Source organism: Parvularcula sp. IMCC14364, from assembly GCF_030758415.1.
GTDB lineage: Bacteria > Pseudomonadota > Alphaproteobacteria > Caulobacterales > Parvularculaceae > Aquisalinus.
Genome location: NZ_CP132334.1, coordinates 1,962,369 through 1,976,887, shown reverse-complemented (window position 1 = coordinate 1,976,887; position 14,519 = coordinate 1,962,369). Strand labels below are relative to the sequence as shown.

The window sequence follows — 14,519 nt, the reverse complement described above, 5'->3', positions numbered from 1 at the left end:
GCGGAATTCACACGAAAAAATTTTAGGAGTTTACGAAAATGGCTGCAAAAGAAGTCAAATTTGAAGCCGATGCCCGCGAGCGTATGCTGCGCGGCGTCGACATCCTCGCCAATGCCGTCAAAGTGACACTCGGCCCGAAAGGCCGCAACGTCGTCATTGAAAAGTCTTTCGGTGCCCCGCGCACAACGAAAGATGGCGTCACTGTCGCCAAGGAAATCGAACTGGAAGACAGATTCGAAAACATGGGCGCACAGATGGTCAAGGAAGTTGCTTCCAAAACCAATGACGAAGCTGGTGACGGTACAACAACTGCCACAGTACTGACTCAGGCAATCGTTCGTGAAGGCGCCAAGTCTGTTGCTGCCGGCATGAACCCGATGGACCTGAAGCGCGGCGTTGACCTTGCTGTTGGCAAAGTCATCGAGTCTATCCGCGGCGCTGCCAAGCCTGTCGAAGGCTCAGAAGGCATCGAGCAGGTCGGCACAATTTCTGCCAATGGTGAAGCTGAAATCGGCAAAATGATTGCAGAAGCCATGAGCAAAGTCGGCAACGAAGGCGTCATCACGGTTGAAGAAGCCAAGTCTCTCGAAACCGAGCTTGAAGTTGTTGAAGGTATGCAGTTCGACCGTGGCTACCTCTCTCCATATTTCATCACCAATGCTGACAAGATGGAAGCAGAGCTCGAAGACTGCCTCATCCTTCTGCACGAGAAAAAACTCTCCAACCTGCAACCAATGCTGCCACTGCTTGAAAGCGTTGTGCAGACAAGCAAGCCGCTCCTCATCATTGCTGAGGACATTGAAGGCGAAGCGCTGGCAACCCTCGTTGTCAACAAACTGCGCGGTGGCCTGAAGATTGCGGCTGTGAAGGCACCTGGTTTCGGCGATCGCCGTAAAGCCATGCTGGAAGACATCGCCATCCTGACAGGTGGCCAGGTTGTTTCCGAAGATCTCGGCATCAAGCTGGAAAATGTCGGTCTGGACATGCTCGGCACTGCCAAGCGCGTTCTCATCAAGAAAGACGATACAATAATCGTTGATGGCGCAGGCGAGAGAGCCGACATCGAAGCACGTACATCACAGATCCGTGCCCAGATCGAAGAAACCTCTTCCGATTACGACCGTGAGAAACTGCAGGAGCGTCTGGCGAAACTCGCTGGCGGTGTTGCTGTGATCAAGGTTGGCGGCGCGACAGAAGTTGAAGTGAAAGAGCGTAAAGACCGCGTTGATGACGCCCTGAACGCAACACGTGCAGCCGTTGAAGAAGGCATTGTGCCAGGCGGCGGTACAGCACTGCTTTATGCGTCAAGAGCCCTTGAAGGCCTGACAGGTGAAAATGCTGACCAGAATGCAGGCGTTGCAATCGTGCGCCGTGCACTGCAGGCACCGATCCGTCAGATCGTTCAAAATGCTGGTGGCGAAGGCTCCATCGTTGTTGGCAAGCTGCTTGAGCAGGATTCAAGCACATTCGGCTTCAATGCGCAGACTGACGAGTTCACAGATCTGATCGCAGCAGGCATCGTTGATCCTGCAAAAGTCGTCCGTACGGCGCTGCAGGATGCAGCTTCCGTTGCCGGTCTCCTGATCACAACAGAAGCGATGATTGCTGAAGCACCGAAGAAAGATGGTGGTGCCCCTGGAATGCCTGACATGGGCGGCATGGGTGGCATGGGCGGCATGATGTAATTGCCGACAGGCATTACATCATAAAGCTGCCCATCACCGGGTTTGAAAAAGGCGGCCTCCGGGTCGCCTTTTTTGCTGCCTGCTGCAGCGCTTCCTTACGTGAGTTTAAGTTGCGACATTTGTCACATCTGAGGCAGAATTCAGGATACCGAATTAGAGGAGGGCACAATGTTCAGAAAATTTTTAACAGGCGCTGTCGCAGCGATAGCACTGCTGCCAGTCACAGCAGTCGCTGACAGCGGCGATTTTGAGTTCTGGTTGAGCGAAGAAAACGGCACCAGCACCTATGCCGTGATGGATACAAGCACCAACAAAGCCGCTGCTGCGACTGTCGAAGCCGGTTTGACCACTATGACAGATGGTGCCGAGGCAGTGAATGTCATCAGTGTGCTGCGTAACAGTATGCCAAAACAGTCTGTCGTCAAGCTGGGCGACGGAACGGATGTCCGGATCATCTCCGAAAGCACCACAAAGTCCGAAGTCATTGTTTTGAAAGAAGATGAAGACGGGAATGTGGATCTTGACGGTATTCTGGAAGACCATGGCATTGAATGGACCGGCGAAGACGGTGAAAAAGTTGTCGTTATTCGCAAAGATGCGCGCAACAGTGATATCGAATCGAGCGTTGATGTTGAGGTGCTGGTGGATGGTGAAGAGCTTGACTGGGTAGAAGAAGGTGGCGGTCAGCGTAAAATTATTATCCGTACGGGTAAGGATGGTGACGCAGACAATGTGATCATTGATATTGACGGTGAAAAAGACATCGAAGTGCACAAGGAAGTGCGCGTGATGAAGACACCTACACCGCCAACACCCCCCCAGCCTGGCACGGCAGAAAGTGAAAATTCATTTTCCTACAGCTATTCCAATGATGAAGATGGAACAACCAAAAAGCGTTTCATTCACATCAATGGTGCCGATGCAGAAGAAGCAGCAGAATTTATTGATGATCTCGAAGATCTGTCTCAGGAGCACCGCCTCGAAATGAAAGCCACGCTCGGCCTTTAGGCGTAGATGCTGGGGGTGGGCTGTTGCCCCCCCCAGAGGTAGGCTTGGCCGCGGCCAAAATCTGACCGCTAAAGCGTGTTGATGGCTTTATTGAGGTTCTCTCTCGCTTGAGCTTCAAGGCGTTCTGAGAAGTAGGCAGAATAATATATTGTGGGCCGCTCTAGGAATGACCGAAGGATTTTTTTCCTTTTAGGGCGAAAGATAAAGCCCGGAACATGACGATATTCTTCACGCACATTTTTTTCAAACTGTGCGTATATTGCCGGTGCAGAGCCCAAAATACTGAGATCGATATCCAGCATCAATTTTGCATCTTTTGTTTTGGGTGCGGCATGATCTTTTGTTATCAAAATAAGGTCACCTATTCTTTCTATACATTCAGCGTGTGCGTTATTTTCGATTAGGAAAGAACAGGCCAGTTGGGCGCTATCTGCTTCATTCGTGGATGATAATATTTTGTAAACTGCGTCATGAAACCACAGAGCCAGCTCTATCTCATGCGCATGATCAGCTTGTAGGTCTACAGAAGATAGATGTTCGAAACAGGCGTTAATATGCTCAAGAGTATGATACTTGCGATGTGGTTCGTTGTAAGCAGTAATCAACTTTGAATGCGTATCCAGATTTTCGGCGAAGCCGAATTCTGCCATCAGCATTTTCCACCCTTCAGCTTTCAATTTAGAGTTTTGGAGCATCATCCCTCCTTTATCATACTGTTAAATCAGGTACACCCTGGCGTCAGGGCAGGGCGTGCAGGAAGCCGATCTGTGTGTCGCCAAACTGGCGCCGGTCATCTTCGCGAAAGCCCTCCGGCAAAGCAGGGGTCTCTTTACCGCCTTGTTCGACCACCAGCAAGGCGCCGGGCAAAAGCCAACCGCCCTGGCGCAAACCTTCCAGCGCCGGTTCCGTCAGTCCCCGGTCATAAGGCGCGTCCAGAAAGGCCAGCCCGAACGGGTCGCCAGCACTGGCGGGTATAGTGCCCAGCGCCGTGGCAGAGCGCCGGTGAAGGCGCGTATCCCCGAACAGGCTTAGCGCCTCAATGTTCTCACGAATGGCAGCGCGGGCTTTTGCAGCTTCTTCCACGAACAGGCAGTAAGCTGCGCCCCGCGATACCGCCTCAAGGCCAAGCGCGCCGGAGCCTGCAAACAGGTCAATCACGCGCGTACCCTCAAGCTCAAAGTCATCCTTGTGCGTCAATATATTAAACAGGCTTTCGCGTGTCCGGTCCGTCGTCGGGCGCGTGTCCATGCCTTTTGGCGCGATGATGGGCCTGCCACTGAATCGCCCGCCGACAATGCGCATTGTCTCAAAGCCCCAGCTCGTCGGAAAGTTTTTTGCCAAGCTGCTCACGCAGGGTTTTTCCCGGCACTTCCTCCAGCGCGCCTTTTTTCAGGCTGCCAAGCTGAAACGGCCCATAGGCCATGCGGATCAGGCGGTTCACCTGCAGGTCGAGATGGCGCATAATGTTGCGGATTTCGCGGTTCTTCCCTTCACGGATGGAAACGGTCATCCAGGCATTGCCGCCCTGAACGCTGTCCAGCGTGGCTTTCACCGGGCCGTAATCAACGCCGTCAACACTGACGCCACCGGCCAGCCGGTCAAGGCGGGACTGGGTGACGCGGCCATAGGCGCGCACGCGATACCGCCGCGTCCAGCCGGTCGCGGGCAGTTCGAGCGCGCGGGCAAGGCCGCCATCAGTGGTCAGCAGCAGCAATCCTTCCGTGGTCAGATCAAGTCGGCCTACGGAAATGACCCGGGGCATGTCAGAGGGCAGGGCTTCGAATACGGTCTGCCGACCCTGTGGGTCCTTGTGCGTGGTCACCAGTCCATCGGGCTTGTGATAACGCCAAACGCGCAGGGCCTGTGGCCCGCCCACGCGCACTTCATCCACGCGAATGTCCTGACTGGCCAGCACTTTCACCGCCGGGGTGGTCAGCACCGTGCCGTCAACGGAGACCCGTCCCTGTTCGATCAGTTTCTCCGCATCGCGCCGGGAGCATACGCCCGCATGGGCAAGCACCTTGGCGATGCGCTCCCCGCCGTCAGTCGATGGGGCAGGCGTCTGCGTCCGGAGAGGATTGTGCGGGGACTTTGTCATAAAGGTCTTTCGATGGCTTGATCAGCAACAGAACGCCCATGCTTATGGCAAGTATGATCGTGGTGACAAGCCCGCCTTCCGGTCCGGTCGCGCCGCCGGTGATAAGGTCCGGCCCGGTTTCGCTGAACTGCATCAGCCGGTCTTCGCCAAATTGCGAGCCGCTGACAGCAAAGCCGAACAGGTTGCCCTGCGTGAAATTCCACATCGCATGGTGCCCACAAATTCCCCAGAGGCTCGCTTCGCGCAAGGCATAGAAACAGGCAAAGACGCTGTAAAAGGCAAGATTGATAAAGAAGATCGCAGACGGGTTGTCGTTCATGCCATGCAGGAGGGTAAAGACCGCACTGGAGACAAGCACGCCGATAATCAGTCCATGGCGCGCCCCGACAGACTGGAACAAAAGGCCGCGCGTGACGATTTCTTCCGTGGACCCTTGCACGATCCAGCCCAACACCAGGATCAGAAGCGGCCAGACCACCAGCCAGCTTGTGGGTACATCAGCGGTGGAGCCTTCTGCATAGCCGATGGCCTGCATACCAAAGGCGATGGCGGCCATGCTGAGAAAGGCGAAAATGCCGCCACGGGCAAATTTGAACAACCCGCTGCCCAGCCCGTGAAACCCCATGCTGGCGATGGAGCGGTCTTCAAAAAACCTGACCCAGAGAAAAATCGCAACGGCAGCAAAAAAGAAAAACCCGATCAGAAACAACCCCTGCTCGACAGAGCTTAGAGTTTCCAGATCCAGTGATGCCTCAACTTCTGCCGCTGCCGCTTCCGGGTCGTCGGTGCCGCCATCGGCAAACATGGCCATTACGATAAGAATACCGAGGCCAAGGCCGCCAACAATTTGTCCGGCGATTGTCGAAACAAGGCCGATGGGCACGGCGAACCAGGCTGCCGTAATACGCTTGCCGGTTCGGGCAAACTCGAAGAACAGATGTGATTTTTGCGACATGATGTCAGGCCTCCTGATAGGGTGTTCAGCGGAACCGGTCACTGACGGTAAACACCACCAGCACGATAATTAGCACAATTGAAACGCCGATGAAACTTGCGGCAAAAGCGCCTGTTTCTGTCTGCGTCACCAACAGTTTCGGGGAGCGCGCCAGCGCATTGTAAATCGCAATGTCGTCGCGCCCGCTATCGTTCAGGCTGACCCCGAACAGGATGTTGAGAGCAAGGTTCCAGGCCATGTTGAACCCGACTGGTCCCCACAGGCTATTATCGAAAACAGCGTAGCAGCACAGAAACGCGGCAAACACGCCCATGCCGATGAAATAGCCTGCGCCGCTGCCGCCATCTTCGAAATGAAGACCGGCAAAAAGCAGGGATGAGAAAAAAATTGCTGCAACGAAGCCATAGCGAAGCCCCAGTGATTGCAGCAGAAAGCCCCGAAACAGGACTTCCTCAGACATGGCCTGGACAAACCAGGCAAGAGGCAGCAGCGCGAAGGTGAGCACAAACGCCCCCACAGGCACCTGACCAAGGGCAAGCGACATCTCTGCATCAAAAAAAACCACGAGGCTTGTCGCAAGCAAGGTGGCGGCGACGAGCCCGGCCAGCATCCCGCGGGCAAAGCGCCTGTGAAACTGTGGCCCGAGGCCAAGGCTGCTGATCTGGCGTTTTTCAAAAAATTTTACCCAGCCACAGGTCAGCAATAATATCAGCACGGCAAAGCCGATAATGGTGATACCGGCATCCATCAGGCTGAACTGGCTCAGCGTTTGTGCGCTGCTCCCGCTCTCTTGTCTCAGCAGGACCGGGGAGAACAGCGTCAGCCCGGCCAGCGCTGCACAAAAAAGGATGCCGATGCTCACCAGCATCGCGAGCCAGCCTTGTGTCTGGCGTTTGCCAGACAGCCCCTGGCGCAAAAAAGGTGGCTTGATCATGTCCCCGCTCGCCACATTGATATGTTATAAAATACCTTTGCCCCGGCCTCAAAATTTGGCAAGTCCGTTCTTATGGTTTTCAAAACAGATCAGACCTTCATGCAACTTGCCGTAGAGCTTGCGCGCGATGCGGGCGAGCATGGCGAAGTGCCGGTTGGGGCGGTGGTGGTCGATGAAGACATGGAAACCATTCTGTCGGTCGGCAGCAATGCGCCCGTCGCCACCCATGACCCCACGGCCCATGCCGAGATCATTGCCCTGCGGCAGGCCGCCCAGCGCAAAAAAAATTATCGCCTCACTGGCACCACCCTTTATGTCTCGTTGGAGCCATGCGCCATGTGTGCCGGTGCGATTGCGCAGGCCCGGGTCAGCCGCGTGGTGTTTGCCGCTGAGGATAAAAAAGGCGGGGCAGTCGTCAACGGCCCACGCTTTTTCGAGCAGCCGACCTGTCACCACAGACCGGAGATCAGTCAGGGATTGATGGCGCAGACCGCATCAGACTTGCTGGTCAGCTTTTTTCGTGCCCGCCGATAGTCCGGGCAATGAGAAGGCTCGGCAGAAAGACGCGCTCTATTTCAGCAGAAACTTATGTGCCCCCCTTTCCCAACTGCTATTGTTGCTTTCAACAGGGCTGCACACAGGCATATTAGAGAGAGAAAATCAGGAGAGGATCAGATGGAATTTGAACATTCACCCCGCGCCAAGGAATATATCGCTCGCGTATCCGAGTTCATGGACAAGCATGTCTATGAAGGAGAGCGTATCTATCACGAACAGCACGCGGCATTCGGGCCGGGTGAAGGGCGCTGGAAAAATCCACCGATCCTTGACGAACTGAAGGCCAAGGCAAAAGCCGAGGGCCTCTGGAACATGTTCATGCCGAACCCCGATTTCGGGCCAGGCCTCTCGATCACGGATTATGCCCCACTGGCAGAGATTATGGGCCGCACGCTGATTGGCTCCGAGGTCTTCAACTGTTCCGCGCCGGACACCGGCAATATGGAAGTGCTGGAAAAATACGGCACACCGGATCAGCAGGAAAAATGGTTGAAGCCGCTTCTGGCCGGCGAAATTCGGTCAGCCTTTTTGATGACAGAGCCTGATGTGGCCTCATCAGACGCAACCAATATCGAGACAGAAATCAGGCTGGAGGGTGATGAATATGTCATCAACGGTCGCAAGTGGTGGTCATCCGGTGCCGGTGATCCGCGCTGCAAGATTTTCATCCTGATGGGTAAAACAGACAAGTCAGCGCCGCGACACGCGCAGCAGAGCCAGATTCTGGTTCCGGCGGATACGCCAGGTGTCAAGATTCTCCGTCATCTGCCGGTATTCGGCTATGATGATGCGCCGCATGGCCACATGGAAATAGAACTGAAAGATGTGCGCGTGCCGAAGGAAAACCTGATCCTGGGCGAAGGGCGTGGTTTTGAAATCGCGCAGGGGCGTCTTGGGCCTGGCCGTATTCACCACTGTATGCGGACGATTGGTGCCGCAGAAGTGGCGCTGGAGAAAATGGTCAAGCGGCTGGCCGCGCGTGAAGCCTTTGGCAAACGCATCATTGAGCATTCCATCTGGGAACAACGCATTGCTGAGGCGCGTATCGACATCGAGATGACCCGTCTGCTTTGTCTGAAAGCGGCGTGGATGATGGACACTGTCGGTAACAAGGTTGCCCGTGGAGAGATTGCCATGATCAAGGTTGCCGGGCCACGGGTTGCGCTGAAGGTTATTGATGACGCCATTCAGGCTTATGGCGGCGCGGGTGTCTCATCTGACGCGGGTCTTGCCCAGATGTATGCCGGTCAGCGCACCTTGCGTCTGGCAGACGGGCCGGATGAAGTCCATTGCCGTGCGATTGCCCGTATGGAAATCAAGAAGCACGTCAATCAGTAAACGGCGGGGCAGGGAGCAATGCCTCCTCAGCTGAATGACGTTTTCGCTGGCAGGCCGACCACCATTTTTGCGGTGATGTCGGCCCTTGCCAACGAGCATGATGCGATCAATCTCGGGCAGGGCTTCCCGGACAGGGATGGCCCTGACTCACTCCTGAAAGTTGCCGCCGAGGCCATCCTTTCCGGACCCAACCAGTATGCGCCGACCATGGGCCTGCCCGTCCTGCGGCAGGCCGTCGCCAGTGCGAACAGGCGCTTTTATAATCTCGAGATTGACTGGGAAACGCAAACGCTGGTGACTGCGGGGGCGGCAGAATCCCTGGCTGCTGCTTTTCTCGGCTTCCTGCAACCGGGTGATGAAGCCATCCTGTTTGCGCCCTTCTATGACAGCTATGCGCCGATGGTGGAAGCTGCGGGCGCCACGCCTGTCGTGGTGCATCTCACCCCGCCGGACTGGCGCATTGACGAAAAAAAATTACGTGCGGCGGTCACCCCCAGGACAAAACTGATCGCGATCAACTCTCCGCATAACCCGACCGGGCAGGTTATTACAGATAACGAGTTAGTGCTGCTGGCGGAGATCATCCGCGCGAACGATCTGATCGCTGTCTGTGATGAAGTCTATGAGCATCTCATCTTTGACGGTCTGGCGCACAAGCCCCTGATGACCCTGCCGGATATGGCGCAGCGTTGTGTGCGGATCGGGTCTGCGGGCAAAACATTTTCGATGACCGGCTGGCGCATCGGTTATGCAACGGGCCCCGCGCCGCTGATTGATGCGATGGCCAAAACCCATCAGTTTCTGTCCTACACCATCCAGCCGCATTTGCAGATTGCTGTGGCGGAGGGGCTTGGGTTTGATGACAGGTACTATAAAGATTTTACGGCTGATATGCAGGCCAAGCGCGATATTCTGGTGGACGGGTTGCGCGCTGCCGGGTTCAATCTGGCCCCGGCGCAGGGCACTTATTTCCTGACGGTTGATATTCGTGATGTTGGCTATAGCGGAGATGACATGTCCTTCTGTCGGGAACTGATCGAAAAAGCAGGCGTGGCGGCCGTGCCGATCAGCTCTTTCTATATGGCAGATGATCCGGATGCGCCAAAAAATTTCGCCCGTTTCTGTTTCTGCAAGCAGCCGGAAGTCTTGCAGGAAGCGTCAGCGAGGCTGAAAAAATATTTTGGGTAAGGAAGGTGTTCAGACTTGCGCTGAAAACCTGATCCGCAGCCGCGCCGGGCATCGTCCTGTGTCAGCCAAACGGGTCAGGCACCGGCCTTCTGCGCAAACGCCCAGCCGGAATTTGCCAGCATAGGGACGAACATGCCGTACTGCTTGGCTTTCTCTGAGGATGCATTGCCCTGCAGGGCGCGGGCATAAACGCCTTGCACAATCCCGGCGAGGCGGAACATGGAGTAGGCCATGCAGAAATTGATATCCGGCAGGCCGTCCCGGCCTGTGCTGTCGCAATACCGGCCAATCGCTTCGTCAAGCGTCGGCAGGTTCATCTCTGCAAAATCAACGTCACTGTAGCCCATGGAGGTTGCCTGTGGCAGGCACCAGGGCATCAGGAAATAGCCAAAGTCCGCCAGCGGATGACCCAGTGTCGAGAGTTCCCAGTCTAATGTGCCGATGACAAGCGGCTCCTCAGGGTGGAAGATCAGATTGTCGATCTTGTAGTCACCATGAACGATACTGACCGCCTCGTCATCGGGAATGGCTGTCGGCAGCCATTCGATCAGCTTGTTCATGTTCTCATGGCTGTCTGTCTCAGCTGCCTGATACTGCTTGGTCCAGCGGCCAATCTGCCGCCCGAAATAATTCCCAGGCTTGCCATAATCGCCAAGGCCCACTGTTTCAGGATCAAACTTGTGCAAGGTGGCAATGTTGTCGATGGCCGCATTGAAATAGTCGCGTCGTGCGCTCGCGGGTACTTCCTTGATGACCCAGTCCCAGAAGGTCCGGCCCTCCAGAAAATCCATGACGAAAAACATCGTGCCGATAACATCATCATCCTCACACAGAAGATATGTTTTAGGCACTGGAAAGCCCTGCTTGCCAAGGGCCGTCATGATCTGGTGTTCCCGGTCAACCGCATGGGCAGAGGGGAGCAGCTTGCCAGGTGGTTTGCGCCGCAGAACATATTTGCGCCCCGGTGTGGTCAGCTGATAGGTCGGGTTGGATTCCCCGCCGGCAAATTTCTTCACCGACAAGGGGCCGGCATAATCCTCGATATTCGCCGCCAGATAAGCATCCAGCTTTGCCTCGTCAAACTTCAGGCGTTCAGGCGTTTCAATCGTGCCTTTCCGGCTTTCAGACATGGGAATTCCTCCAGGTTATGGTAGATGTTATCAGTACTATGGCGCACCAAGGCAAGGGCAGGGTGCAGTGTCGTCGTACAAGACAGACTGTCCACAACCAGGGCGATTAGGGGAATGTCATGAGAGAACCAGGTCTTGGTGCCCAGAGTTTTGAGACGGCATATTCCAGCAACTGGACGCCGCAGCAGGAAGATTTTGACGAACTCGGACATGTCAACAATATCGTTTACGTACGCTGTGTGCAGAACATCGCTGTAGAACACTGGAGCACTGTTGCGCCGGACACGCTGCAGCAGCAGGTTCATTTCGTGGTGCTTCGCCATGAGATTGACTATCGTGACCCCCTCTTGCCGGGAGATAACGCAGAAATCCGCACCTGGCTTGGCAGAGCCTCAGGCCCGCGGTTTGACCGTCATGTGGATATTCGCAAAAGCGGGTCGCGCAAATTCTCTGCCCGTGCCCGCACAACCTGGTGTATGCTGGACCGGCAGACAGGGCGCCCGCGGCGCATCAGTGCAGAGATTTTCGAAGCGTTTGGCGTCACACCAGACGAACTCGATTGACCTCAATCATAGCGCAGTTCGGTCAGCTTGCCCCGAAAGATGTAGTAGGACAGCGCTGTATAGCCGAGGATCATTGGCAACACGAACAGCGCCCCGATCAGAATAATGACCAGGCTTTCCGGCGCCGCGGCAGCTTCATAAACCGTCATTTGTCCGGGCACCACATATGGGTAGAACGAATAGGCCAGGCCGATATAGGCCAGTGCGAACAACGCCATGGTCAGGTTAAAGGGCAGCCAGGAAAACTTGTCTCCCCATCTCGGCAGACGCCGCAAGACAACCCAAAGCGCCGCAAAGCAGATGAATGACAGCACTGGCAGGGGCGCGAGCAGAATGATCGCCGGCGTTGAGAACCATTTCTCGAAAATGCGTGGGTCTGCCAGCGGGGAAGCAACCGAAACAGCAACCATCCCGATCAGGCTGAGCCACAGGGCCTTGCGCGCCCAGTTGATTGCCTGTGCCTGCAGATCATCTTCCGTCTTCAGTATCAGCCAGCCAGCCCCGATCAGCGCATAACCGGAGGTCAGGCACAAAGCCGTTAGGCAGGCAAAAACGATGGAGATAGCGGTGAATTGCAGCCCCATAATATAGATGCCAAGCATGAACCCTTGCGCCAGTGACGCCATCAGGGAGCCAGCGAAGAAAGCAAAATCCCAGCGGGCCTTGTGCCGCACATCTGCTTTGGCACGGAACTCGAAGGAAACGCCGCGCAGGATCAGACCGAACAGGAGAACAAAAACCGGCAGATACAGCGCAGACAGAATGATCCCGTGTGCTACCGGAAACGCGACCAGCAACAGGCCGACGGCCAGCACCAGCCAGGTTTCATTGGCATCCCAGAACGGGCCGATAGTCGCCACCATCTGATCCTGCTGCATCTTGTCTTTCGTCAGGGGAAAGAGGATGCCGATACCCAGGTCGAAGCCGTCCAGAATCACGTAGATCAGGATCGACAGGCCCATGAGCGAAGCAAAAATGAACGGCAGAAAAGCAAAATCTCCAGACATGACAGGTCTCCTTATTCTGCCGGAATGCCAGAGGCATCCAGATTGGCTTCAGGTCGCGGCCCAAGTGTTGCCCGGGGCGCATCTGCCCGGCGTCGGCCTGCAAGGAAGAACAGCACACTGATATAGGCGATCAGCAAGGCAACATAGATTGCGAGATAAAAGAACAGCGTTGTTGCAACCATGCCGCCGGATACATCAGACACGGCGTCTTTCGTCTTCAGAACACCGTGCACCAACCAGGGCTGACGACCGATTTCCGTTACATACCAGCCAGCCAGTGTGGCAACCCAGCCTGAGAAGGTCATGCCCACAAGCACGCGCGCCATCAACGGCGAGATATCTCCCTTGCGCCAGATGCGCCATGCTCCCCACCAGGAGACCGCCAGCATCAACAAGCCGACACCAACCATAATGCGAAAGCCGTAAAATAAAGGTGCGACTGGCGGGTGCTCCCCGGCAAAGTCATTCAGGCCCGGCACAACACCGTCTGCATGGTGTTTCAGGATCAGGCTGGCCCCACTGGGGATGCCGATTTCAAAATGGTTTGTGCGCGCCTCTTCATCAGGCAGGGCAAAAAGAAGCAGGGGAATGTTCGGCCCGGTTTCCCAGTTGCCTTCCATCGCTGCAACTTTTTGCGGCTGATGTTCCAGCGTGTTCAGCCCGTGCAGATCGCCTGCGAAAATCTGTAACGGTATCAGTATCGCCCCAAGGAAAATCCCTGTGCGCAGGGCCGCAATGACACCGGCCTTGCGATCATTTTTCAGCCAGCGATAGGCAGAAAGCCCGGCAATCAGAAACGCGCAGGTGAGGCCGGAGGCGAGCAGCATATGGATCAGCCGATAGGGCATGGACGGATTAAAGACAATGTCCACCCAGTTGGTGGCATGGGCAACGCCGTCAATCATTTCAAATCCCTGCGGCGTCTGCATCCAGGAATTGAGCACCAGAATCCAGAACGCCGACAGCGTTGTCCCGAAGGCGACAAGAAACGTCGACAGCGTGTGCAGCCAGCCCGGCACACGGGAATAACCGAACAACATCACGCCCAGAAAGGCAGCCTCAAGGAAGAAGGCCGTAAGGACTTCATACCCCAGCAGGGGCCCGGCAATGTTGCCGACGGTTTCCATAAAGCCCGGCCAGTTTGTGCCGAACTGGAAACTCATGGTAATGCCAGAGACAACCCCGAGCCCGAAGGTCAGGGCAAAGACTTTCACCCAGAAAAAATACGCATCCATCCATTTCTGATCACCAGAAAAGCTGTAGCGCGCCTTGAAATACAACAGCACCCAGCCGAGCGCGATGGTGATGGTCGGAAACAGAATGTGAAAGGAGATGTTCGCAGCGAACTGAATGCGCGACAGGATGAGGGGGTCCAGTTCCATTGGGTTATTCCTTCTCTTGCGTGGCAGCAAGATCCTTGCCGCCGGGGACAAGCCGGAACCTGTCCTTGAAGTCGATGACTTTCTGAATGCGTGATCCCAGTTTGAACAACTGGATCAGCCGTTCGGTTTCAATCCGGCTGACATCATCATACCAGCCGGTCAGCAGCTCGATCAGCTCATGCATCTCGGCCATGCGGGCATGGGCATGGGCATCCTCATCTGTGGCAGGCTGCGCCATGAGCGCCTCCCGCAGGAAGGTGAGGGTGGGATCGACTTCGCGTTTCTTGCGTTCATTCACCAGCGTGCGCACGATTTCCCACTGGTCTTCCGGCGTGGTGAAATAGTCCCGGCGGTCGCCAGAGAGGTGCCTGAGCCGCACAAGGTTCCAGCTTTGCAGCTCCTTGAGGCTCATGGAGACATTGGAGCGTGAAAGGCCGAGCCTCTCTGTGATCTGCTCGGCGTTCAAGGGCTCTGAGGAAAGAAACAGCAGGGCATATATCTGTCCGACTGTGCGATTGATGCCCCAGCGGGAGCCCATCTCGCCAAAATGCAGGATAAAAGCCTTCTGGTTTTCGCTGATATTCATTTTATTCCCGTTATTTCAGTAATTACTGAAATTTAGATAATGCGTGTGGCGGGATTAGGCAAGGCAATATGGAAAAGGCAGGTGTGA

At 55.5% G+C, this 14,519-nt stretch carries 15 protein-coding genes; 6 read left to right on the top strand and 9 right to left on the bottom strand.

The features are described from left to right. Nucleotides 1-38 precede the first annotated feature (38 nt). On the top strand, nucleotides 39-1,685 hold the full coding sequence (gene groL / locus RAL90_RS09500; RefSeq protein ID WP_306249969.1) for a chaperonin GroEL: 1,647 nt from the start codon (nucleotides 39-41) through the stop codon (nucleotides 1,683-1,685). Between the two features lie 168 nt (nucleotides 1,686-1,853). Further along, nucleotides 1,854-2,693, top strand: coding sequence for a hypothetical protein (locus RAL90_RS09495; RefSeq protein ID WP_306249966.1), 840 nt, complete (start codon nucleotides 1,854-1,856; stop codon nucleotides 2,691-2,693). A gap of 68 nt (nucleotides 2,694-2,761) precedes the next feature. Here RAL90_RS09495 and RAL90_RS09490 read toward each other — a convergent pair whose 3' ends face one another. The 5 genes from RAL90_RS09490 to RAL90_RS09470 are packed head-to-tail and all read right to left on the bottom strand — an operon-like array spanning nucleotide 2,762 to nucleotide 6,680. Next, the gene (locus RAL90_RS09490) at nucleotides 2,762-3,391 is read right to left on the bottom strand and encodes a hypothetical protein (RefSeq protein WP_306249964.1); all 630 of its coding nucleotides are present in this window, start codon (nucleotides 3,389-3,391) and stop codon (nucleotides 2,762-2,764) included. 40 nt (nucleotides 3,392-3,431) lie between these two features. Then, the gene (gene rsmD, locus RAL90_RS09485) at nucleotides 3,432-3,995 is read right to left on the bottom strand and encodes a 16S rRNA (guanine(966)-N(2))-methyltransferase RsmD (RefSeq protein ID WP_306249962.1); all 564 of its coding nucleotides are present in this window, start codon (nucleotides 3,993-3,995) and stop codon (nucleotides 3,432-3,434) included. 4 nt (nucleotides 3,996-3,999) lie between these two features. After that, nucleotides 4,000-4,791, bottom strand: coding sequence for a pseudouridine synthase (locus tag RAL90_RS09480; RefSeq protein ID WP_306249960.1), 792 nt, complete (start codon nucleotides 4,789-4,791; stop codon nucleotides 4,000-4,002). Beyond that, entirely contained in the window at nucleotides 4,736-5,746 is a 1,011-nt protein-coding gene (locus RAL90_RS09475; protein WP_306249958.1) for a CPBP family intramembrane glutamic endopeptidase, read from the bottom strand. The genes RAL90_RS09480 and RAL90_RS09475 overlap by 56 nt, the downstream gene beginning before the upstream one ends. Nucleotides 5,747-5,771: 25 nt before the next feature. After that, entirely contained in the window at nucleotides 5,772-6,680 is a 909-nt protein-coding gene (locus tag RAL90_RS09470; protein ID WP_306249957.1) for a CPBP family intramembrane glutamic endopeptidase, read from the bottom strand. 72 nt (nucleotides 6,681-6,752) lie between these two features. Here RAL90_RS09470 and tadA point away from each other — a divergent pair, with 72 nt between their 5' ends. From tadA to RAL90_RS09455, 3 genes are all read left to right on the top strand, one after another. After that, nucleotides 6,753-7,214 (top strand): tRNA adenosine(34) deaminase TadA, encoded by a 462-nt coding sequence (gene tadA / locus RAL90_RS09465; RefSeq protein ID WP_306249955.1) that lies wholly within the window; start codon nucleotides 6,753-6,755, stop codon nucleotides 7,212-7,214. A gap of 141 nt (nucleotides 7,215-7,355) precedes the next feature. Continuing rightward, a complete protein-coding gene (locus RAL90_RS09460; protein ID WP_306249953.1) occupies nucleotides 7,356-8,576 on the top strand; it encodes an acyl-CoA dehydrogenase family protein in 1,221 nt (406 codons plus the stop codon). A gap of 18 nt (nucleotides 8,577-8,594) precedes the next feature. Continuing rightward, entirely contained in the window at nucleotides 8,595-9,764 is a 1,170-nt protein-coding gene (locus RAL90_RS09455) for an aminotransferase (protein ID WP_306249951.1), read from the top strand. 74 nt (nucleotides 9,765-9,838) lie between these two features. Here RAL90_RS09455 and RAL90_RS09450 read toward each other — a convergent pair whose 3' ends face one another. After that, on the bottom strand, nucleotides 9,839-10,894 hold the full coding sequence (locus RAL90_RS09450) for a phosphotransferase family protein (RefSeq protein ID WP_306249949.1): 1,056 nt from the start codon (nucleotides 10,892-10,894) through the stop codon (nucleotides 9,839-9,841). Nucleotides 10,895-11,013: 119 nt separating this feature from the next. Here RAL90_RS09450 and RAL90_RS09445 point away from each other — a divergent pair, with 119 nt between their 5' ends. Beyond that, the gene (locus RAL90_RS09445; protein ID WP_306249947.1) at nucleotides 11,014-11,457 is read left to right on the top strand and encodes a thioesterase family protein; all 444 of its coding nucleotides are present in this window, start codon (nucleotides 11,014-11,016) and stop codon (nucleotides 11,455-11,457) included. 2 nt (nucleotides 11,458-11,459) lie between these two features. Here the strand turns inward: RAL90_RS09445 and RAL90_RS09440 are convergent, their stop codons facing one another. From RAL90_RS09440 to RAL90_RS09430, 3 genes are read right to left on the bottom strand one after another with little or no spacing between them, the layout of a single operon-like run. Then, complete coding sequence (locus RAL90_RS09440) at nucleotides 11,460-12,464, bottom strand: cytochrome d ubiquinol oxidase subunit II (protein WP_306249946.1); 1,005 nt, start codon at nucleotides 12,462-12,464, stop codon at nucleotides 11,460-11,462. A gap of 11 nt (nucleotides 12,465-12,475) precedes the next feature. Then, nucleotides 12,476-13,840 carry a cytochrome ubiquinol oxidase subunit I gene (locus RAL90_RS09435; protein WP_372340463.1) on the bottom strand — a complete coding sequence of 455 codons (1,365 nt, stop codon included), beginning with the start codon at nucleotides 13,838-13,840 and terminating at the stop codon, nucleotides 12,476-12,478. Between the two features lie 10 nt (nucleotides 13,841-13,850). Next, nucleotides 13,851-14,432 (bottom strand): GbsR/MarR family transcriptional regulator, encoded by a 582-nt coding sequence (locus tag RAL90_RS09430; RefSeq protein WP_306249942.1) that lies wholly within the window; start codon nucleotides 14,430-14,432, stop codon nucleotides 13,851-13,853. Between the last annotated feature and the right edge of the window lie 87 nt (nucleotides 14,433-14,519).

Excerpts from the sequence above, each read along its gene's own strand:
- RAL90_RS09460 (WP_306249953.1), top strand. The coding sequence starts at position 7,356 with ATGGAATTTGAACATTCACCCCGCGCCAAGGAATATATCGCTCGCGTA.
- RAL90_RS09445 (WP_306249947.1), top strand. The coding sequence starts at position 11,014 with ATGAGAGAACCAGGTCTTGGTGCCCAGAGTTTTGAGACGGCATATTCC.
- RAL90_RS09495 (WP_306249966.1), top strand. The coding sequence starts at position 1,854 with ATGTTCAGAAAATTTTTAACAGGCGCTGTCGCAGCGATAGCACTGCTG.
- tadA (WP_306249955.1), top strand. The coding sequence starts at position 6,753 with ATGGTTTTCAAAACAGATCAGACCTTCATGCAACTTGCCGTAGAGCTT.
- groL (WP_306249969.1), top strand. The coding sequence starts at position 39 with ATGGCTGCAAAAGAAGTCAAATTTGAAGCCGATGCCCGCGAGCGTATG.
- RAL90_RS09475 (WP_306249958.1), bottom strand. The coding sequence starts at position 5,746 with ATGTCGCAAAAATCACATCTGTTCTTCGAGTTTGCCCGAACCGGCAAG.
- RAL90_RS09430 (WP_306249942.1), bottom strand. The coding sequence starts at position 14,432 with ATGAATATCAGCGAAAACCAGAAGGCTTTTATCCTGCATTTTGGCGAG.
- RAL90_RS09480 (WP_306249960.1), bottom strand. The coding sequence starts at position 4,791 with ATGACAAAGTCCCCGCACAATCCTCTCCGGACGCAGACGCCTGCCCCA.
- RAL90_RS09440 (WP_306249946.1), bottom strand. The coding sequence starts at position 12,464 with ATGTCTGGAGATTTTGCTTTTCTGCCGTTCATTTTTGCTTCGCTCATG.
- RAL90_RS09455 (WP_306249951.1), top strand. The coding sequence starts at position 8,595 with ATGCCTCCTCAGCTGAATGACGTTTTCGCTGGCAGGCCGACCACCATT.
- RAL90_RS09490 (WP_306249964.1), bottom strand. The coding sequence starts at position 3,391 with ATGATGCTCCAAAACTCTAAATTGAAAGCTGAAGGGTGGAAAATGCTG.
- RAL90_RS09450 (WP_306249949.1), bottom strand. The coding sequence starts at position 10,894 with ATGTCTGAAAGCCGGAAAGGCACGATTGAAACGCCTGAACGCCTGAAG.
- RAL90_RS09470 (WP_306249957.1), bottom strand. The coding sequence starts at position 6,680 with ATGATCAAGCCACCTTTTTTGCGCCAGGGGCTGTCTGGCAAACGCCAG.
- rsmD (WP_306249962.1), bottom strand. The coding sequence starts at position 3,995 with ATGCGCATTGTCGGCGGGCGATTCAGTGGCAGGCCCATCATCGCGCCA.